Annotated in this window: 20 protein-coding genes and 1 pseudogene; all 21 read left to right on the plus strand. The window is 37.0% G+C overall.

Annotation, left to right across the window (positions count from 1 at the left end):
* Window positions 1-18: 18 nt before the first annotated feature.
* On the plus strand, window positions 19-585 hold the full coding sequence (gene grpE / locus AC3WTI_RS17215) for a nucleotide exchange factor GrpE (RefSeq protein ID WP_087956981.1): 567 nt from the start codon (window positions 19-21) through the stop codon (window positions 583-585).
* 26 nt (window positions 586-611) lie between these two features.
* Window positions 612-2,447 (plus strand): chaperone protein DnaK, encoded by a 1,836-nt coding sequence (gene dnaK, locus AC3WTI_RS17220; protein WP_097841214.1) that lies wholly within the window; start codon window positions 612-614, stop codon window positions 2,445-2,447.
* 193 nt (window positions 2,448-2,640) lie between these two features.
* Window positions 2,641-3,756: a molecular chaperone DnaJ gene (gene dnaJ, locus AC3WTI_RS17225; protein ID WP_000043953.1), complete on the plus strand. Its 1,116-nt coding sequence runs from the start codon at window positions 2,641-2,643 to the stop codon at window positions 3,754-3,756.
* 28 nt (window positions 3,757-3,784) lie between these two features.
* Window positions 3,785-4,723 (plus strand): 50S ribosomal protein L11 methyltransferase, encoded by a 939-nt coding sequence (gene prmA, locus AC3WTI_RS17230; protein WP_087956980.1) that lies wholly within the window; start codon window positions 3,785-3,787, stop codon window positions 4,721-4,723.
* A gap of 144 nt (window positions 4,724-4,867) precedes the next feature.
* Window positions 4,868-5,617, plus strand: coding sequence for a 16S rRNA (uracil(1498)-N(3))-methyltransferase (locus AC3WTI_RS17235; RefSeq protein WP_001190162.1), 750 nt, complete (start codon window positions 4,868-4,870; stop codon window positions 5,615-5,617).
* 6 nt (window positions 5,618-5,623) lie between these two features.
* Window positions 5,624-6,976 (plus strand): tRNA (N(6)-L-threonylcarbamoyladenosine(37)-C(2))-methylthiotransferase MtaB, encoded by a 1,353-nt coding sequence (gene mtaB / locus AC3WTI_RS17240; RefSeq protein ID WP_061677306.1) that lies wholly within the window; start codon window positions 5,624-5,626, stop codon window positions 6,974-6,976.
* Between the two features lie 481 nt (window positions 6,977-7,457).
* Window positions 7,458-7,631, plus strand: coding sequence for a 30S ribosomal protein S21 (gene rpsU, locus AC3WTI_RS17245; RefSeq protein ID WP_000048061.1), 174 nt, complete (start codon window positions 7,458-7,460; stop codon window positions 7,629-7,631).
* 15 nt (window positions 7,632-7,646) lie between these two features.
* Window positions 7,647-8,090, plus strand: coding sequence for a GatB/YqeY domain-containing protein (locus AC3WTI_RS17250; protein ID WP_048531234.1), 444 nt, complete (start codon window positions 7,647-7,649; stop codon window positions 8,088-8,090).
* Between the two features lie 108 nt (window positions 8,091-8,198).
* Complete coding sequence (yqfC, locus tag AC3WTI_RS17255; protein ID WP_087956977.1) at window positions 8,199-8,492, plus strand: sporulation protein YqfC; 294 nt, start codon at window positions 8,199-8,201, stop codon at window positions 8,490-8,492.
* 173 nt (window positions 8,493-8,665) lie between these two features.
* Window positions 8,666-9,865 (plus strand): sporulation protein YqfD, encoded by a 1,200-nt coding sequence (gene yqfD, locus AC3WTI_RS17260; protein ID WP_048531232.1) that lies wholly within the window; start codon window positions 8,666-8,668, stop codon window positions 9,863-9,865.
* 3 nt (window positions 9,866-9,868) lie between these two features.
* Window positions 9,869-10,828, plus strand: a complete 960-nt coding sequence (locus AC3WTI_RS17265; RefSeq protein WP_002194561.1) for a PhoH family protein — start codon at window positions 9,869-9,871, stop codon at window positions 10,826-10,828.
* Between the two features lie 192 nt (window positions 10,829-11,020).
* A complete protein-coding gene (locus tag AC3WTI_RS17270; protein ID WP_048531228.1) occupies window positions 11,021-13,165 on the plus strand; it encodes an HD family phosphohydrolase in 2,145 nt (714 codons plus the stop codon).
* Window positions 13,162-13,632 (plus strand): rRNA maturation RNase YbeY, encoded by a 471-nt coding sequence (ybeY, locus tag AC3WTI_RS17275; protein ID WP_087956974.1) that lies wholly within the window; start codon window positions 13,162-13,164, stop codon window positions 13,630-13,632. The genes AC3WTI_RS17270 and ybeY overlap by 4 nt, the downstream gene beginning before the upstream one ends.
* The gene (locus tag AC3WTI_RS17280; RefSeq protein ID WP_087956973.1) at window positions 13,629-13,982 is read left to right on the plus strand and encodes a diacylglycerol kinase family protein; all 354 of its coding nucleotides are present in this window, start codon (window positions 13,629-13,631) and stop codon (window positions 13,980-13,982) included. The genes ybeY and AC3WTI_RS17280 overlap by 4 nt, the downstream gene beginning before the upstream one ends.
* Before the next feature lie 99 nt (window positions 13,983-14,081).
* Complete coding sequence (locus AC3WTI_RS17285) at window positions 14,082-14,480, plus strand: cytidine deaminase (protein WP_001086294.1); 399 nt, start codon at window positions 14,082-14,084, stop codon at window positions 14,478-14,480.
* Window positions 14,473-15,378 carry a GTPase Era gene (era, locus tag AC3WTI_RS17290; protein ID WP_048531222.1) on the plus strand — a complete coding sequence of 302 codons (906 nt, stop codon included), beginning with the start codon at window positions 14,473-14,475 and terminating at the stop codon, window positions 15,376-15,378. The genes AC3WTI_RS17285 and era overlap by 8 nt, the downstream gene beginning before the upstream one ends.
* Before the next feature lie 176 nt (window positions 15,379-15,554).
* Window positions 15,555-15,698 carry a YqzL family protein gene (locus AC3WTI_RS17295; RefSeq protein WP_000883924.1) on the plus strand — a complete coding sequence of 48 codons (144 nt, stop codon included), beginning with the start codon at window positions 15,555-15,557 and terminating at the stop codon, window positions 15,696-15,698.
* A 33-nt stretch (window positions 15,699-15,731) separates the two neighbouring features.
* Window positions 15,732-16,478 (plus strand): DNA repair protein RecO, encoded by a 747-nt coding sequence (recO, locus tag AC3WTI_RS17300; protein WP_000487010.1) that lies wholly within the window; start codon window positions 15,732-15,734, stop codon window positions 16,476-16,478.
* Between the two features lie 106 nt (window positions 16,479-16,584).
* On the plus strand, window positions 16,585-17,217 hold the full coding sequence (ccpN, locus tag AC3WTI_RS17305) for a transcriptional regulator CcpN (protein WP_000583758.1): 633 nt from the start codon (window positions 16,585-16,587) through the stop codon (window positions 17,215-17,217).
* A gap of 29 nt (window positions 17,218-17,246) precedes the next feature.
* Window positions 17,247-18,059: a pyruvate, water dikinase regulatory protein gene (locus AC3WTI_RS17310; protein ID WP_000368943.1), complete on the plus strand. Its 813-nt coding sequence runs from the start codon at window positions 17,247-17,249 to the stop codon at window positions 18,057-18,059.
* A gap of 632 nt (window positions 18,060-18,691) precedes the next feature.
* Window positions 18,692-18,772 (plus strand): annotated as a pseudogene (locus AC3WTI_RS17315) (DUF188 domain-containing protein); the annotation flags it as partial.
* Between the last annotated feature and the right edge of the window lie 62 nt (window positions 18,773-18,834).

The raw sequence follows: 18,834 nt of genomic DNA on the forward strand, positions 1-18,834 counted from the left end.
TTTAAGGAGGTGAATATTGTGGAAGAGCGTAACGAACAAGTGGTAGAAGAAGTAAAAGAAGCGCAAGTTGAAGAAGCTGTCACGACAGAAAACAGTGAAAAAACTGTAGAAGAAAAAAGTGAGGCTGCTCTTTTACAAGAAAAAGTAGATGAGTTACAAGCGAAACTAACGGAAACGGAAGGTCGCACATTACGTCTACAAGCTGATTTTGAAAATTATAAGCGTCGTGTCCAAATGGATAAACAGGCTGCTGAAAAATATAGAGCACAAAGCCTAGTTTCAGATATTTTGCCAGCTCTTGATAATTTTGAAAGAGCGATGCAAGTGGAAGCAACTGATGAGCAAACGAAATCCTTGTTACAAGGTATGGAAATGGTGCATCGTCAATTGCTAGAAGCGTTGTCTAAAGAAGGTGTTGAGGCGATTGAAGCTGTTGGTAAACAGTTTGATCCTAATGAGCATCAGGCTATTATGCAAGTAGAAGACAGTGAATTTGAATCAAACGCGGTAGTTGAAGAATTCCAAAAAGGTTATAAACTAAAAGACCGTGTGATTCGCCCATCAATGGTAAAAGTAAATCAATAATTTACATAAAAGTAGGAGGATTCGCCATGAGTAAAATTATCGGTATTGATTTAGGTACAACAAACTCTTGTGTAGCTGTTATGGAAGGTGGAGAACCAAAGGTTATCCCAAATCCAGAAGGAAACCGTACAACACCTTCTGTTGTAGCTTTCAAAAATGAAGAGCGTCAAGTTGGGGAAGTTGCAAAGCGTCAAGCAATTACAAACCCAAATACAATCATGTCTGTTAAACGTCATATGGGTACAGACTACAAAGTAGAAGTTGAAGGTAAAGATTATACACCTCAAGAAATTTCTGCAATCATTTTACAAAACCTAAAAGCTTCTGCTGAAGCATACTTAGGTGAAACAGTTACGAAAGCTGTTATTACAGTACCTGCATACTTCAACGATGCAGAGCGCCAAGCAACAAAAGATGCTGGTCGTATCGCTGGTTTAGAAGTTGAGCGTATCATTAACGAACCAACAGCAGCAGCGCTTGCTTACGGTTTAGAAAAACAAGATGAAGAGCAAAAAATCTTAGTATATGACTTAGGTGGCGGTACATTTGACGTATCTATCCTTGAGTTAGCAGACGGAACATTCGAAGTTATTTCAACTGCTGGTGACAACCGTCTTGGTGGAGATGACTTTGACCAAGTTATTATTGATCACTTAGTAGCTGAGTTCAAAAAAGAAAATAACATTGATTTAAGCCAAGATAAAATGGCACTTCAACGTTTGAAAGATGCAGCTGAAAAAGCGAAAAAAGATCTTTCTGGCGTAACACAAACACAAATTTCATTACCATTCATTAGTGCTGGAGCTGCTGGCCCATTACACTTAGAATTAACATTAACAAGAGCGAAATTCGAAGAGCTTTCAGCAGGTCTTGTTGAAAGAACGTTAGAGCCAACTCGCCGTGCATTAAAAGACGCTGGTTTTGCTCCAAGCGAATTAGATAAAGTTATCCTTGTTGGTGGATCTACTCGTATCCCAGCTGTACAAGAAGCTATTAAACGTGAAACTGGTAAAGAACCATATAAAGGTGTAAACCCTGATGAAGTTGTAGCGTTAGGTGCTGCAGTTCAAGGTGGCGTACTTACTGGTGATGTAGAAGGCGTACTATTATTAGACGTAACTCCACTTTCTTTAGGTATTGAAACTATGGGTGGTGTGTTCACGAAATTAATCGAGCGTAACACTACAATTCCAACAAGTAAGTCACAAGTATTCTCAACAGCTGCTGATAACCAACCGGCAGTAGACATTCATGTATTACAAGGTGAGCGTCCAATGTCAGCTGACAACAAAACATTAGGTCGTTTCCAATTAACAGACCTTCCACCAGCACCACGTGGTATTCCACAAATCGAAGTAACATTCGATATTGATGCGAATGGTATTGTTAACGTACGTGCAAAAGATTTAGGAACAAGCAAAGAGCAAGCTATTACAATCCAATCTTCTTCAGGTCTTTCTGATGAAGAAGTAGATCGTATGGTACAAGAAGCAGAAGCAAATGCTGACGCTGACCAAAAACGTAAGGAAGAAGTTGAACTTCGTAACGAAGCTGACCAACTTATATTCCAAACGGATAAAGTTGTAAAAGATTTAGAAGGTAAAGTGGATGCAGCTGAAGTTGCAAAAGCAACAGAAGCGAAAGAAGCATTACAAGCTGCGATCGAGAAGAACGAGCTTGAGGAAATCCGTGCGAAAAAAGACGCTTTACAAGAAATCGTACAACAATTAAGTGTTAAATTGTACGAGCAAGCTCAAGCAGCTGCAGGGCAAGCAGAAGGTGCACAAGGAGCACAAGATGCTGGCGCGAAGAAAGACAATGTAGTAGACGCTGAGTTTGAAGAAGTAAAAGAAGATAAGTAATATAAATAAGTAAGATGACAAAAAGTCAAAGTCAAGCGTGCCTTGGCTTTGGCTTTTTTCATGAATGAGAAGAAAAGTGTGAGGTTCTTAAGTTTTTTACTTTGCATACTGTAAGTGAGGAAACTTTGTTGCAAAGCACTTTCTTTCGGTGTTAAAATTACGTTTATGTGAAAGATTCGGGGGTTGTAAATTTATGAGTAAACGAGATTATTATGAGGTCCTTGGACTTAGCCAAGGTGCTTCAAAAGATGAAATAAAAAAAGCGTATCGTCGTTTGGCTAAAAAATACCATCCAGACGTAAGTAAAGAAGAAAATGCAATTGAAAAGTTTAAAGAAGTACAAGAAGCATACGAAGTATTAAGCGACGACCAAAAGCGCGCACAATATGATCAATTTGGTCATGCTGGTGCAAATCAAGGTTTCGGTGGCTTTGGCGGCGGAGGAGACTTCGGCGGTGGCTTCGGTTTCGAAGATATCTTTAGTTCGTTCTTTGGCGGCGGTGGCGGTAGACGTCGTGATCCAAATGCTCCGCGTCAAGGTGCTGACTTACAATATCAAGTTACTTTAGAGTTTGAAGAAGCTATTTTTGGTAAAGAATTAAATGTCGAGATTCCAGTAGAAGATCCATGTGATACTTGTAAAGGTAGTGGAGCGAAACCAGGAACTTCAAAAGAAACATGTAAACATTGTTCAGGTTCAGGGCAAGTAAGTGTAGAACAAAATACACCATTTGGTCGTATCGTAAACCGTCAAGCTTGTGGTCATTGTTCAGGAACTGGTCAAATGATTAAAGAAAAATGTACGACATGTCACGGTTCTGGTAAAGTACGTAAACGTAAAAAAATCAACGTTAAAATTCCAGCAGGTATCGATAATGGTCAACAAATCCGTGTATCTGGAAAAGGTGAAGCGGGTGTAAATGGCGGACCAGCAGGAGATTTGTATGTTGTTGTTCATGTAAGAAATCATGAATTCTTTGAGCGTGAAGGAGATCACATTATTTGCGAAATGCCATTAACATTTGCGCAGATGGCACTTGGTGCTGAAGTGGAAGTTCCTACCGTTCACGGGAAAGTGAAGCTGAAAATTCCAGCAGGAACACAAACAGGAACAGAATTCCGCTTAAAAGGAAAAGGTGCTCCGAATGTACGTGGATACGGTCAAGGAGATCAATATGTAGTCGTTCGTGTTGTAGTACCGACGAAATTAACTTCACATCAAAAAGATTTATTACGTGAATTTGCGGGACAAGAAGAGCAGGATGATAGTCTATTTGGAAAGCTTAAACGTGCTTTCAAAGGGGAATAATGGAAATGAAAAATGGAGTTGGTAAATTGTGAAATGGTCAGAAATTAGTATTCATACAACAGAAGAAGCAGTAGAAGCTGTCTCTCATATTTTACATGAAGCTGGTGCTAGTGGAGTTGCGATTGAGGACCCAGCGGAGTTGACGAAAGAGCGCGAGCAACAATATGGTGAAATTTATGCATTGAACCCAGATGAGTATCCGGCGGAAGGTGTATTAATAAAAGCATATTTCCCGCAAACGGATTCTTTACATGAAACGATTGCAGGTGTAAAATCATCTATTGATATGCTTCCATCTTACGACATCGAAATTGGTACTGGAAATATTACAGTTAACGAAGTCAATGAAGAAGACTGGGCTACTGCTTGGAAAAAATATTACCATCCAGTACAAATTTCTGATACATTCACAATTGTGCCGACGTGGGAAGACTATACACCATCTTCTCCGGAAGAAAAAATTATTGAATTAGATCCAGGTATGGCGTTTGGGACGGGAACTCATCCGACAACAACGATGTGTATTCGTGCTTTAGAAAAAACAGTTCAGCCAGGTGACACTATTATTGATGTAGGAACAGGTTCTGGTGTACTTAGTATTGCAGCAGCAAAATTAGGTGCGTCTTCTGTTCAAGCGTATGATTTAGATCCGGTTGCAGTTGAAAGTGCAGAAATGAATGTACGTTTAAATAAAACAGATGATATCGTGTCTGTTGGACAAAATAGTCTTTTAGAAGGCATTGAAGGTCCTGTTGATTTAATCGTAGCTAACTTATTAGCAGAAATTATTCTATTATTCCCCGAAGATGCAGCGAGAGTTGTGAAGTCGGGCGGATTATTTATTACATCGGGCATTATTGCTGCGAAGGAAAAAGTAATTTCTGAAGCGTTAGAAAAAGCTGGATTTACAATTGAAGAAGTGTTAAGAATGGAAGATTGGGTAGCAATTATTGCACGAAATGCGTAATATAGATTTTAGTCTATAATGAAAAGGGGAGTCTCTCACTATAAAGTGAGGGACTTGCCGTTTGTTATATGAAAAATGATAACGTTTCGTTCTTTTCGTAAGTATTGACTTACGAAAGGAACGAAACTCTACTAAGGTGATTATATGCAACGTTATTTTGTAGAAGAGAAATATGTAAATGAGACAAGTATTCGCATTGTAGGTGATGACGTACATCATATCGCAAGAGTGATGCGTATGTCAGCTGGTGATCACATTTATTGCTGTGTAAACGGAAAAACAGCCGTATGTTCAATTGATGAAATTACCAGTGAATTTATTAATACGGCTATTGTAGAATGGGTAGAGGCGTCAAGTGAACTTCCTGTTTTCGTGACGATTGCAAGTGGACTGCCGAAAGGAGACAAGCTAGAGTTGATTTTTCAAAAAGGAACTGAGCTTGGGGCAGCTGCATTCTTACCATTTCAAGCATCTCGATCTATTGTAAAATGGGATGCGAAAAAAGCTGATAAAAAAGTTGAGCGTTTAAGAAAAATTGTGAAAGAAGCTGCGGAACAATCGCATAGAAGTGAAGTTCCAGAAGTACATGCTCCGGCATCATTTAAACAATTGCTTTCTATGAGTGGTGAGTATGATGTTTGTCTTGTTGCTTACGAAGAGGAAGCAAAACAAGGGGAGAAATCTAACTTTGCGAAAGCTTTAACGACGATGAAACCAGGTCAAAAGCTATTGATTGTATTTGGCCCAGAAGGCGGTTTAGCTGAGGAAGAGATTACAACGCTTCGTGAACATAAATTTGTACCATGTAGTTTAGGACCAAGAATTTTAAGAACAGAAACGGCGCCGTTATACGCGTTAAGTGCTGCTTCGTATCATTTTGAATTGATGGGGTGATGATCAATGTCAACTGTTGCGTTCCATACGTTAGGTTGTAAAGTAAACCACTATGAAACAGAAGCCATTTGGCAATTGTTTAAACAAGGTGGATATGAAAGAACTGAATATGAAAAGAAATCTGATGTATACGTTATTAATACGTGTACAGTAACGAATACGGGAGATAAGAAAAGTCGTCAAGTTATTAGACGTGCTGTTCGTCAAAACCCAGATGCGGTTATTTGTGTAACAGGATGTTATGCACAAACGTCTCCAGCGGAAATTATGGCGATTCCAGGTGTAGATATTGTAGTTGGTACACAAGATCGTGAAAAGATGTTAGGATACATCGAAGAATTCCGTAAAGAGCGTCAGCCAATTAATGCTGTCCGCAACATTATGAAAACACGTGTATACGAAGAGCTGGATGTACCTTACTTCACGGATCGTACACGTGCATCTTTAAAAATACAAGAAGGTTGTAATAATTTCTGTACATTCTGTATTATTCCTTGGGCGCGTGGTTTAATGCGTTCTCGTGATGGAAAAGAAGTTATTAAACAAGCGCAGCAATTAGTAGATGCAGGCTATAAAGAAATCGTATTAACAGGTATTCATACAGGTGGATACGGTGAAGATATTAAAGATTATAACTTAGCTGGATTACTTCGTGATATGGAAGCGGAAGTAGGCGGATTAAAACGTCTTCGTATTTCTTCTATTGAAGCAAGTCAGATTTCAGATGAAGTAATTGAAGTGTTAGATAAGTCTGAAGTAGTTGTACGTCACTTACACATTCCGTTGCAATCTGGATCTAATACAGTATTAAAACGTATGCGTCGTAAGTATACGATGGAATTTTTCCAAGAGCGCTTAGATCGTTTGAAAGAAGCTTTACCAGGTCTTGCGATTACATCGGACGTAATCGTTGGTTTCCCAGGTGAAACAGAAGAAGAATTCATGGAAACATACAATTTCATTAAAGAGAATCGCTTCTCTGAATTACACGTATTCCCGTACTCAAAACGTACAGGAACACCTGCAGCGCGTATGGAAGATCAAGTTCCTGAAGATGTGAAGAATGATCGTGTTCACCGTTTAATTGAACTATCTAATCAATTAGCGAAAGAGTATGCGTCACAGTTTGAAGGTGAAGTACTTGAAATCATTCCAGAAGAGCAATTTAAAGAGGGTGACCGCGAAGGGTTATATGTAGGTTATACAGATAACTACTTGAAAATTGTATTTGAAGGATCAGAAGAATTAATTGGTAAACTAGTGAAAGTGAAAATTACGAAAGCTGGTTATCCATATAACGAAGCGCAATTTGTTCGTGTCCTTGAAGATGATGTGAAAAAGGAATCAGCAAGCGCATAAAGTGAAACTTTAATCAGCGGGGGGATTCATCCCCCCGCTGATTATTAGTTGAACCAATCGGGCTTTTACGGGCAGTTGATTCCCGACCTAACTTCTTCGTTTTCGCTGAATTTTGAGGTGGGGGTCTTACTGCCCGGCGAATAGCGGGGTAAAAAAGCATGCAAATGGAAACGATTTGCATGCTTTCTTTTTTAGTGGAGAAATTAAGTACTAAAAATGTGAGAAATGAGAAGTTTTTTCGTACATTCCTGCATGAAAAAAGGTGTAATGATAAAAATATAGTTGGCTTCAGGGGAAAGGATAACAGCTATCTGCATAGTTTTTGAAAAAGGAAGAGCATCTATTCTTCTTTTATTCTGCCAAATAGTTGACCTGAAGTGATAAAATGTATTATAATCGTAAAAGACATGCTGAAGAAGTGTTTCTTTTTGCATGCTGAAGTTAGTATGTAAGTGTGATGTTTCGGAGGGAGGGAAAGAGAATGTCAAAAACAGTCGTTCGTAAAAACGAGTCTTTGGAGGATGCACTTCGCCGTTTTAAAAGATCGGTTTCTAAAACTGGTACACTTGCTGAAGCAAGAAAGCGCGAGTTTTATGAAAAACCAAGTGTAAAACGTAAGAAGAAATCTGAAGCGGCAAGAAAGCGTAAATTCTAAGAGAGGGTGTAAGTTATGAGTCTTCTCGGTCGTTTAAACGATGATATGAAACAAGCGATGAAGAATAAACAAAAAGAAAAATTAACCGTCATTCGTATGGTTAAGGCTGCTTTACAAAATGAAGGTATTAAACTACAGCATACTCTTACTGAAGAAGAGGAACTAACAGTTTTAGCTCGTGAAGTAAAACAGCATAAGGACTCCCTCCTTGAATTTAAAAAAGCTGGTCGTGAAGACCTTGTTAATAAACTGCAAAGTGAAATTCAGATTTTAAGCGCATATTTGCCGGAGCAATTAACGGAAGAACAACTAGCTGATATAATCAAGCAAGTTATTTCTGAAGTTGGTGCAACTTCGAAAGCAGATATGGGTAAGGTGATGACTGCTGTTATGCCGAAAGTAAAAGGTAAAACAGACGGATCACTTGTGAATAAGCTGGTTGTCCAGCTATTAGCATAAAAAAACGTCTCATTTCGTATGAGACGTTTTTTTATGCTTTTTTTCAGTTTGGACGTGATATTACAAGCTCTTTTTTCATACATATGGGATGAGAGGGGGTCTTTTGGGATGAAAAAATTAGAACAAATGAAGAATTGGTTAACGAAGCAAATAGACCTACCAGTGGATGTGCTAATGGATCTACCTCGGATCACGCTTGTTGGGCAAGTGCATATCTATATAGAAAATCATCGAGGTTTATTAGTGTTTTCAGATAAAGAAGTAAGATTGTTGTTAAAGCATGGTCAGTTATTAATTAAGGGGCAGTCCTTTGTTATTAAAACAATCCTTCCAGAAGAACTTTTGCTTGAAGGGATCATTGAGCAAGTGACGTTTTTAGAAGGCGAACAGAAAGAGAAGTAAGGGAAACTTCCGTATGTGAAGTTTTTCTTCTTTATTCTAATGATATGAACCTACTATTTAGTTTGTCCTGTTATTTATGGAAAAAACTCTTTATTTCATTTTCGTACGAGCTATTTTGCTAATTAAAGTGAAAAGTAGTGTGTCTACTTTGGGAAAGGTAGTGAAGGTGGTAAATGAAAAATAAATGGTTTATAAAGTGGCTTGGATATGTAAAGGTACGAATTGAAGGTAGAGGAGCGGAACGGTTCGTTAACGAATGTGTGCGTAGGAAATTATTAGTTTGGGACGTTAAGAAAATTGCTGATGAAACGTTAGTATTTTGTATGCTATTACGAGATGTGAAAAAAATAAAGCCGATTTATAGAAAAAATGAATGTAAATTATATTTTATTGGGCGCTATGGCTTTCCTTTTTGGAATAAGCGTTTAATTAAAAATAGTGGATTCTTAATTGGTTTTCTAATTTTCTTTTTTGGTATGATTGCATTATCGAATATGGTTTGGAAAATTGAAATTACAGGAGCCAAACCTGAAACAGAATATATATTAATGAAAGAATTGGACAAAATGGGTATTAAAAAAGGGAAATTACAATTCCAAATGCCTAATGTAGAAGATGTACAGCGTCATTTGACTGACAATATTAATGCAATTACTTGGGCGGGGCTAGAAATAAGAGGAACGACGTACCATTTTAAAATAGTTGAAAAAAACGAGCCGAAAAAAGAAAAGGAACAAAGGCCGCAAAATTTAGTGGCGAAAAAAGAAGCGATTGTTACAAAAACATTTGTTGAAGTAGGAAAACCAGTAGTTCTAAAAAATGATCATGTAGAAAAAGGGCAGCTTCTTGTATCAGGGATATACGGTAACGAGGAGAGTCCAACGATTGTTTCGGCGAAAGGTATTGTATATGGGGAAACGTGGTATACATCTAATGTAACTGTGCCACTAAAGACACAATTTCAAGTATATACGGGCAATGCATATAATGAGCATTACCTTACATTTGGGAGTACGAAAATAAAAATATGGGGATTTCAGCATGATAAGTATAAACGCTCTCGTACGGAAAGTGTAAAGCATGATGTGAAATTATTTGGTTTTACATTACCGATTGCATACGAAAAAGATATAGTACGGGAAGAGGAAGAAGCAAATCGAGAATATACAGAAAAACAGGCAATAAAAGTAGCGAAAGAGATGGCTGAAAAAGAACTAAAGAAAAAATTGGATGAACATGCTATGATTGTAAGTGATAAGATTTTGAGTAAAGAGGTTGAGGCGGATCAACTAAAAGTCACATTGCATTATACTGTGATTGAAAATATTGCAGAGTCACAACCAATATCCGAATCCGATATTCAAGGAGACTGAGTAATGGCAGAACAATTAGTAGAAATGAACCAACAATTGGAAAATACTAACGAAGCAATCGCTCTTTTTGGAGTCAATGATGCTCATTTGAAAGTAATTGAACGTGAACTGAATGTATCGATTGTAACTAGAGGTGAAACTGTTCATGCATCTGGAGCAGTTGAAACTGTGACACTCGTAGAAAAAATCTTACAGCAACTACTTGTTGTTATTCGAAAAGGTGTATCAATTACAGAAAGAGATGTTGCGTATGCAATTCAGCTCGCACAACAAGGAAAAATTGCTCAATTTGAAGAGTTATATGAAGAAGAAATCTTTAAAACGGCAAAAGGTAAATCCATTCGTGTAAAAACAATGGGGCAAAGAAGATATATTCATGCAATGAAGAAAAATGATATTGTATTTGGAATAGGGCCTGCCGGAACTGGGAAAACATACTTAGCTGTAGTAATGGCTGTAAGAGCTTTAAAGCAAGGGTATGTAAAAAAAATCATTTTAACGAGACCAGCTGTAGAAGCTGGAGAAAGTTTAGGGTTTTTACCAGGTGATTTGAAAGAGAAGGTAGATCCGTACTTACGTCCATTATATGATGCCCTGCACGATATTCTTGGACAAGAATATACGCAGCGTATGATGGAACGAGGTGTAATTGAAATCGCGCCTCTTGCTTATATGAGAGGACGTACGCTCGATGATTCATTTGTTATTTTAGATGAAGCACAAAATACAACGGGTGCACAAATAAAAATGTTTTTAACTAGATTAGGTTTTAGTTCTAAAATGGTTATTACGGGAGACCCTTCACAAGTAGATTTACCAAAAGGGGTAAAGTCAGGGCTTACGCTAGCTTCTAATATTTTATCTGGTGTATCTGGTCTTTCATTCATTACATTAGAACAAACGGACGTTGTAAGGCATCCGCTGGTGCAACGTATTATTGAGGCATATGATAAAATGGAATGATCCTATTTGTCAGGATCATTTCTTTTTGTATTAAGGTTGGCGAACGGCATATTTTTTAATATCATAAAAGATAAGAGAAATAAACTATAGGTACTGGTGTATAAAATGTTACCTAAAAGTATCGTTGGCTAAAAGAAATGAAAGCTATAAATAGTTTCACTTTATTTCTGGAGAGGAGAAGGTATTGAAATCATGTTAAGATCTCAAGAAATTTCTAAGTGGTTTCGTAATTTACAACATTCGAAAAAACTAAGTTGGATTTCTTACGTTTTATTAGGAGCGGTGCTGTTTTTTGCGCTGATGAATAATGTGAAACCAGAGCAATTAGATGTTGATATGTATTCTATTGCAAAAAAAACAATTCATTCTCCTATTAAAATTGAAGATAAGGTTATAACGGACAGGAAAAAACAAGAGGCCGCTCAAAAAGTCGGGGATCAATATACATATAGAAGTGAATATAAACAAAATAGAGTAGATATTGTAAATGATGTTTTTGCTAAGGTAAATGAAGTCATTCAGGAGATGAAAGCTGCTGGACCTGAAGAGCAAAAAAAGATGACCGATGCTAATAAATTAGAAAAATTGAAGAAGAAGTTGCCATCTAATTTAACAAAAGAATTATCGGATGAGAATTTATTGTACTTTATTAATGCAGAACCGGATCAATTAGAATTAGCAAAGAATGCGGCTTTAACGTCTGTTAGTGTTATTATGGGTGGAAATATTAAAATGTCCGAAGAAATGGCAGCGAAAGAGCGATTTGTTAATGAAATGAAGAGCCTTAATGTGAATAGCGGATTAAAGGAAGCTGTGAATGCGCTAGGATCCTATGCGATTACAGCGAATTATTTTTATGATCCAGCTGTAACGAAAGAGAAGAAGAAAGCAGAAGAAGATTTAGTTCCACCTGTTTATATTCTTCAAGGACAAGTTATCGTTAGAGAAGGTGAAACAATTTCAAGTGATATGTATAATCAGTTGAAATTAGTCGGTTTATTAGAGAAAGGTAATAGTTTTCAGCCTTACGTTGGATTAGCGGTGCTCATTGGTGTGTTACTATACTTTATGCATAAGCAGTTTGAAGTATTTTTACAGCGGAAAAGAGAAGACAGACCGTACATTTTAGCGTATATTACAATTTTGTCTATCACGATTGTTTTAATGAAAATTATTAGTTTGTTTCAAAAGCTTGAATATGCAGGAATTGCGTATGTTGTCCCTGTTGCGATGGGAACAATACTTGTAAAACTAATGATTGGCGATCGATTTGTATTTTTAACAAGTATGATTTTTTCTGTGTGCGGAAGTATTATGTTTAATGAAGGGGTAACAAGTACACTGAATTATAGTGTAGGTATTTATGTGTTATTAAGTTCATTATCAGTAAGTATTTTCTTGCGAGAAAAAAATCGTCGTACGATGATTTTGCAAGCTGGTATACTCGTTTCTATCTTAAATGTAGTCGTTTTGGCGGCGTTATTATTATTACGTAATGGGAATTTTTCACCTCTTGAAATTGGTACGCAATTATTGATGGCTTCCGTTTCAGGCATTATCTCATCTGTTTTGGCTATGGGAATATTACCATATTTAGAAAGTGGGCTTGGAATAGTATCAAGCATGAAACTTATGGAACTATCAAGTCCGAATCATCCGCTTTTGCGTAGAATTCTGTTAGAAGCGCCAGGAACATATCATCATAGTGTAATGGTAGCAAACCTTTCTGAGTCGGCTTGTGAAGCAGTTGGAGCAAATGGTGTATTAGCACGTGTAGGAGCATATTATCATGATGTAGGAAAAACGGTACAACCACAATTCTTTATTGAAAACCAGATGGGAATTGAAAATCCGCATGATAAATTAGATCCTGTGACGAGTAAAGATATTATCATTGCCCATGTAACAGATGGAGTGAAAATGCTCGAAGAATACCATATTCCACAAGAGATTATCGATATTGCTGGACAACATCATGGTACAACGCTCCTTAAATATTTTTATTATAAAGCGATTAAAGAAGATAAAGAAAAATATACAGAAGAGATGTTCCGTTATCCGGGATCAAAAGCAACTTCTAAAGAATCGGCGATTGTTGGTATTGCTGATAGTGTTGAAGCGGCGGTGCGTTCTATGAATCATCCAACGCCAGATCAAATTAATAATTTAGTGCAAAGTATTATTAAAGATCGTCTGCAAGATGGGCAATTTAGTGAATGTGATTTGACATTTAAGGAACTACAAATCGTTGGAAAAACGTTATGTGAAACGTTAAATGGTATTTTCCATTCGCGTATTACATATCCGGAACCACCGGAAGAGAAGGAGAAAGAATGAGTTTATTAATTGATTTCATTGATGAAACAGAAGAAGTGAAAGAAGAATATGTGAATTTAATTCGTGAGATATTAGGAACAGCGGCTCACATGGAAAAAATAGAGGATGGCGCGGAGTTATCCGTGACATTTGTAGATAACGAACGTATTCGCGAGATTAATCGTGATTACCGAGATAAGGATCAGCCTACTGATGTCATTTCCTTTGCTATGGAAGAAATGGGAGAGGGAGAAATGGAAATTGTAGGTGCAGAGATGCCTCGTATGTTAGGTGACCTTATTATTTCTATTCCGAGAGCGAAAGAACAAGCTGAAGAGTATGGACATTCTTTTGATCGTGAACTTGGCTTTTTAGCGCTACATGGCTTTTTACATTTGCTTGGTTATGACCACATGACAGAAGAGGATGAAAAAGAAATGTTCGGAAGACAAAAAGAAATTTTAGAATCATTTGGATTAGGGCGATGAAAAAAGGAAAACTTATAGATAGTTTTGGATATGCTATAGCAGGTGTATTCTTTTGTCTTCGTCATGAACGAAATATGAAAATTCATTATTTAGCCGCAGTCATTGTTATATGCTGCGGCTTTTATTTCCATATTACGAAAGTAGAGTGGATGGTATTACTCATTGTAATAGGAATTGTAATGAGTTTAGAGATGGTAAATACGGCTGTGGAAAAAACAGTAGATTTAGCGACTACGGATATACATCCGTTTGCAAAAATTGCAAAGGATGTCGCAGCGGGAGCGGTTTTACTGTTTACGATAATAGCCGTTATAATTGGTGCTATTATCTTTTTACCGTATGTGGTATAGTTGCATTCCAAAGCTTTTATTAAGCTTTGGAAGTGCCATAAAAGCCTTTAATAAGAGAGTGTATCTATTCACAGCTGTGAACAGGAAGGATGCGGGAATATGAATAGTAAACAATTAATTCAAGAAGCAATCGAAGCGCGTAAACAAGCGTACGTACCATATTCTAAATTTCAAGTAGGTGCAGCACTATTAACACAGGATGGAAAAGTGTATCGTGGATGTAACGTTGAGAATGCATCATATGGCTTATGTAACTGTGCAGAAAGAACAGCCTTATTTAAGGCGGTTTCTGAGGGAGATAAAGAGTTTGTAGCTATTGCAATTGTGGCGGATACAAAGCGCCCAGTACCTCCTTGTGGAGCATGTCGACAAGTTATGGTAGAATTATGTAAACAGGATACGAAAGTATACCTATCAAACTTACATGGTGACGTTCAAGAGACGACAGTCGGAGAATTGTTACCAGGAGCATTTTTAGCGGAGGATTTACATGAATAGAAAAGGTTATAAATCAGGTTTTGTCTCTATTATTGGCAGACCGAATGTTGGGAAATCTACATTTTTAAATCGTATTATCGGCCAAAAAATTGCCATTATGAGTGATAAACCACAAACAACTCGTAATAAAATTCAAGGCGTATATACAGAAAATGATTCACAAGTAATTTTCATTGATACACCAGGAATACATAAACCGAAACATAAGCTAGGCGACTTCATGGTAAAAATGGCGCAAACGACATTAAAAGAAGTTGATATCGTTCTGTTTATGGTTAATGCGGTTGAAGGGTTTGGTCGTGGTGAGGAATTCATCATTGAGAAATTAAAAGAAACGAAACAACCAGTATTTTTAGTTATTAATAAAATTGACCAATTGCATCCAGAGCAGTTATTAGAGTTAATTGACCAATACCGCAAACTACATGAGTTTGCAGAAATTGTACCAATTTCTGCATTAGATGGTAATAACGTGGACGCTTTAATTGGAACAATTAAAAAGTATTTACCAGAAGGACCACAATATTACCCTGATAATCAAGTAACCGATCATCCGGAAAGATTTATTATTGCAGAGCTTATTCGTGAGAAAGTACTACATTTAACACGTGAAGAAGTACCGCATTCTGTGGCTGTTGTTATCGATGCAATTCAAAAACGCGAAGGCGGGGCAGTTTATATCAATGCAACGATTGTTGTGGAACGTCCATCGCAAAAAGGGATTATTATCGGAAAACAAGGGAAGATGCTAAAAGAAGTTGGTAAGAGAGCTCGTTTTGATATTGAAGCATTGCTTGGTTCTAAAGTATTTTTAGAAGTATGGGTAAAAGTACAAAAAGATTGGCGTAATAAAATGTCTCAGCTTCGTGACCTTGGTTTCCGCGAAGACGAGTATTAAAATAGAGTAAAGCTGTAATCAGCGGATGTTTTGTTCATCCGCTGATTATTGGTTTTTATGAGTTTTGATAAATTAGGAAAAATTTTTCTCACATGAAAATGGACAAAATGGGTCAATTTAATAACAACAAAGGAAATTGGTTTATAGGCTACGCTTATTGAGAAAGGTGGATTCTTATGCTAGATTTTACCTGGAAGTTTTTCTCCAAAACAGGAAGCATTGAGACGTACTTGCTTTTGAAAGAAATGGAAAAAGACGTAAACGATGAGATGGATCAACATGAAGAGGAGCTAGCGCATCTAGACTCTCCAATTTCTTGACCCGTTTTGTTCAAACCTTGGATGGTGACGAACATGTTTCAAAAAGTTGAGGGCATCGTTATCCGTACGACAGATTACGGAGAAACGAACAAGATTGTTACAATATTCTCAAGAGAATTGGGTAAGGTAAGTGCGATGGCAAGAGGAGCGAAAAAACCGAAAAGCCGGTTAGCATCTGTTTCGCAACTTATGACACATGGTCATTTCCTTATTCAAATGGGATCTGGACTTGGAACTTTGCAACAAGGCGAGATTATTTCAACTATGAAAGAAATTCGCGAGGATATATTTTTAACTGCTTATGCATCATTTATTGTTGAGTTAACTGATAAAGCAACAGAAGATAAAAAACATAATCCATATTTATTTGAAATGTTATATCAAACGTTGCATTATATGTGTGAGGGTGTTGACCCAGAAGTATTATCATTAATTTATCAAACGAAAATGCTTCCGGTATTAGGGATGCGCCCGTACTTTGATACATGTGCGATTTGTCATCAAGAAACAGATTTTGTCGCCTTCTCTGTCCGGGAAGGCGGTTTTCTGTGCTCTCGTCATGCTGAGCAAGATCAGTATCGTATACCGGTGGGGGAAGCTGTTCATAAATTATTGCGTCTTTTTTACCACTTCGATTTACATAGACTGGGCAATGTATCAGTGAAGGATAGCACAAAAAAACAAATGCGTTTAGTATTGAATACATATTATGATGAATATTGCGGGATTTATTTGAAATCAAGACGTTTCTTAGAACAACTTGATAAGTTTCAAATATAATTCGGACCGTATACGGTCCTTTTTACATCCTATCTTTTTCGAATAGCATATTTAGTATATAATATTTAAGAGATAGTATAACTTTTTTCGTTGTGCATTAAAGGTGGTGATTATCATAGAGCTGAATAAACGGCAAGAACATATCATTCAGATTGTAAAAGATCACGGTCCTATTACAGGGGAGTCAATTGCTGCGCAATTGGGATTAACACGTGCAACGCTAAGACCAGACTTAGCAATTTTAACGATGGCTGGTTATTTAGAAGCGCGTCCACGCGTAGGTTATTTTTATACGGGTAAAACTGGGGGGCAGCTATTATCTGAAGCTGTTAAGAAAATTAAAGTGCAAGATTATCAATCTAGACCAGTTGTAATTGATAAAAATGTATCAGTATACGATGCGATTTGTACTATGTTTTTAGAGGACGTAGGTACATTATTCGTTGTAGATCAATCGACTCTATTAGTTGGCGTTGTATCTCGTAAAGATTTATTACGAGCTAGCCTAGGAAAGCAGGATTTAACCTCTCTTCCGGTTAATATTATCATGACAAGGATGCCAAACATTGCGATGTGTCGTAGAGAAGATTCTTTATATGATATTGCGATGGAATTAATAGAAAGACAGATTGATGCGATGCCAGTTGTAAAAGATACAAAACAAGGTTTAGAAGTGATTGGACGAATTACAAAAACAAATATTACACGTGCGTTTGTAAACTTAGTAAATAACGAGTAAGTGTAATTTGTTTAAAGTGAGGTAATGTAATGGATAATAAAATCGTATATGTCGTATCTGATTCTGTTGGAGAAACGGCTGATTTGGTTGTTCGAGCGGCAATGGGGCAATTCCCATTTGCTCCTGATATTAGACGTGTACCGTATGTTGAAGATACAGGGACATTAAAAGAAGTGATTTCGATTGCTAAGAGCAATCAAGCGCTTATCTGTTTTACGTTAGTAAAGCCTGACATGCGTCAGTATTTAGTGACAGAGGCTGCAAAAGAAGGCGTAGAGGCGTATGATATTATCGGGCCTCTTATCGATCAAATCGAAGAAATTACAGGGCAAGTGCCGAGATATGAGCCGGGTGTTGTTCGTAGATTAGATGAAGAATACTTTAAAAAGATTGAAGCGATTGAGTTTGCTGTAAAGTATGATGATGGTAGAGATGCACGTGGTATTTTGAAAGCAGATATCGTGCTGATTGGCATTTCGCGCACATCAAAAACACCACTTTCTCAATATTTAGCTCATAACAAACGTTTGAAAGTTGCCAATGTACCGCTCGTACCAGAAGTAGATCCGCCTGAAGAATTATATCAAGTGGCTAAAGAAAAATGCTTCGGTTTGAAAATTACACCAGAGAAGTTGAATCATATTCGAAAAGAGCGATTGAAATCACTTGGACTAAGTGACGGTGCAACATATGCTAATATTAATCGTATTAAAGAAGAAATTGATCACTTTGAGAATGTAGTTAGTAAAATAAATTGTCAAGTAATTGATGTATCGAACAAAGCGATTGAAGAAACGGCTAACATTATTGTGAATGCAGTGCAAAACCAAAAAATGTTTTAGCACATTTACCAAAGGTGAATGTGCTTTTTTCGCTCGTGAGAAACACGATGCCTGTTGATTTCGTAATAGATGATAGCGAAGTGGTTATACTTATATTCTTCTCGCTTTTTATTATGTTAAAGGCAGGGTTTCGTTATCCTGAAATAGAAGATGAAAAAATAAAGGGATATGTAGCGTAGTTGAAGAAAATATATTATAATAAAAAATTGTGATAAAAACCTATATTTTACGTTTAGACTTTAATTTTTCAGAATAAACTAGGGATAGGATTTACGAAAAGACATGTAATTACGTTAAATCGACAAAATCTATACAAGAAAACGCACATTATGGAAGGATTCGCAGAAGGGATGTAGAATACAGAAATATGCAAAACATCAATATCGTTTTAGTCGATGCAGATGCATATACTGTGAATGCTGAAAATTGTGCAAGTTGGGATGAAATTTCATGTCGAAATTTTGTTTGTCACATCGTATGCTCATCGTTTAAGGAAGCGGTAAGGGAATTTGGATCTATGTAGATGCTGAATAAGCAAAAGTTGATTTTTTTATATGTATCAACATGCAAAAACAGATCTCGTGATCACATAGGATATGGTGCTTGCTAGTCTTCTTGTGAAAAAAGTGCATATGTATCTTTTTAAAGGAGGTACATTTGTAACAGATGAGCAAATGGATACAATTTTATATAGTAGGTACGTATCTGCGAAATGACGCAGAAAAGGGCCTACAAAATCGCTTGATAACGTAATCGACAACACTTTCTAATAAGT

The sequence above is a fragment of the Bacillus sp. EB106-02-03-XG38 genome (assembly GCF_058792175.1).

What these genes read in the sequence shown, in the direction of transcription:
- dnaJ (WP_000043953.1), top strand. Translation starts at nt 2,641, where the DNA reads ATGAGTAAACGAGATTATTATGAGGTCCTTGGACTTAGCCAAGGTGCT.
- AC3WTI_RS17235 (WP_001190162.1), top strand. Translation starts at nt 4,868, where the DNA reads ATGCAACGTTATTTTGTAGAAGAGAAATATGTAAATGAGACAAGTATT.
- mtaB (WP_061677306.1), top strand. Translation starts at nt 5,624, where the DNA reads ATGTCAACTGTTGCGTTCCATACGTTAGGTTGTAAAGTAAACCACTAT.
- AC3WTI_RS17285 (WP_001086294.1), top strand. Translation starts at nt 14,082, where the DNA reads ATGAATAGTAAACAATTAATTCAAGAAGCAATCGAAGCGCGTAAACAA.
- AC3WTI_RS17295 (WP_000883924.1), top strand. Translation starts at nt 15,555, where the DNA reads ATGCTAGATTTTACCTGGAAGTTTTTCTCCAAAACAGGAAGCATTGAG.
- AC3WTI_RS17310 (WP_000368943.1), top strand. Translation starts at nt 17,247, where the DNA reads ATGGATAATAAAATCGTATATGTCGTATCTGATTCTGTTGGAGAAACG.
- yqfD (WP_048531232.1), top strand. Translation starts at nt 8,666, where the DNA reads ATGAAAAATAAATGGTTTATAAAGTGGCTTGGATATGTAAAGGTACGA.
- era (WP_048531222.1), top strand. Translation starts at nt 14,473, where the DNA reads ATGAATAGAAAAGGTTATAAATCAGGTTTTGTCTCTATTATTGGCAGA.
- AC3WTI_RS17270 (WP_048531228.1), top strand. Translation starts at nt 11,021, where the DNA reads ATGTTAAGATCTCAAGAAATTTCTAAGTGGTTTCGTAATTTACAACAT.
- AC3WTI_RS17280 (WP_087956973.1), top strand. Translation starts at nt 13,629, where the DNA reads ATGAAAAAAGGAAAACTTATAGATAGTTTTGGATATGCTATAGCAGGT.
- yqfC (WP_087956977.1), top strand. Translation starts at nt 8,199, where the DNA reads ATGAAAAAATTAGAACAAATGAAGAATTGGTTAACGAAGCAAATAGAC.
- AC3WTI_RS17250 (WP_048531234.1), top strand. Translation starts at nt 7,647, where the DNA reads ATGAGTCTTCTCGGTCGTTTAAACGATGATATGAAACAAGCGATGAAG.
- recO (WP_000487010.1), top strand. Translation starts at nt 15,732, where the DNA reads ATGTTTCAAAAAGTTGAGGGCATCGTTATCCGTACGACAGATTACGGA.
- ybeY (WP_087956974.1), top strand. Translation starts at nt 13,162, where the DNA reads ATGAGTTTATTAATTGATTTCATTGATGAAACAGAAGAAGTGAAAGAA.
- dnaK (WP_097841214.1), top strand. Translation starts at nt 612, where the DNA reads ATGAGTAAAATTATCGGTATTGATTTAGGTACAACAAACTCTTGTGTA.
- AC3WTI_RS17265 (WP_002194561.1), top strand. Translation starts at nt 9,869, where the DNA reads ATGGCAGAACAATTAGTAGAAATGAACCAACAATTGGAAAATACTAAC.
- rpsU (WP_000048061.1), top strand. Translation starts at nt 7,458, where the DNA reads ATGTCAAAAACAGTCGTTCGTAAAAACGAGTCTTTGGAGGATGCACTT.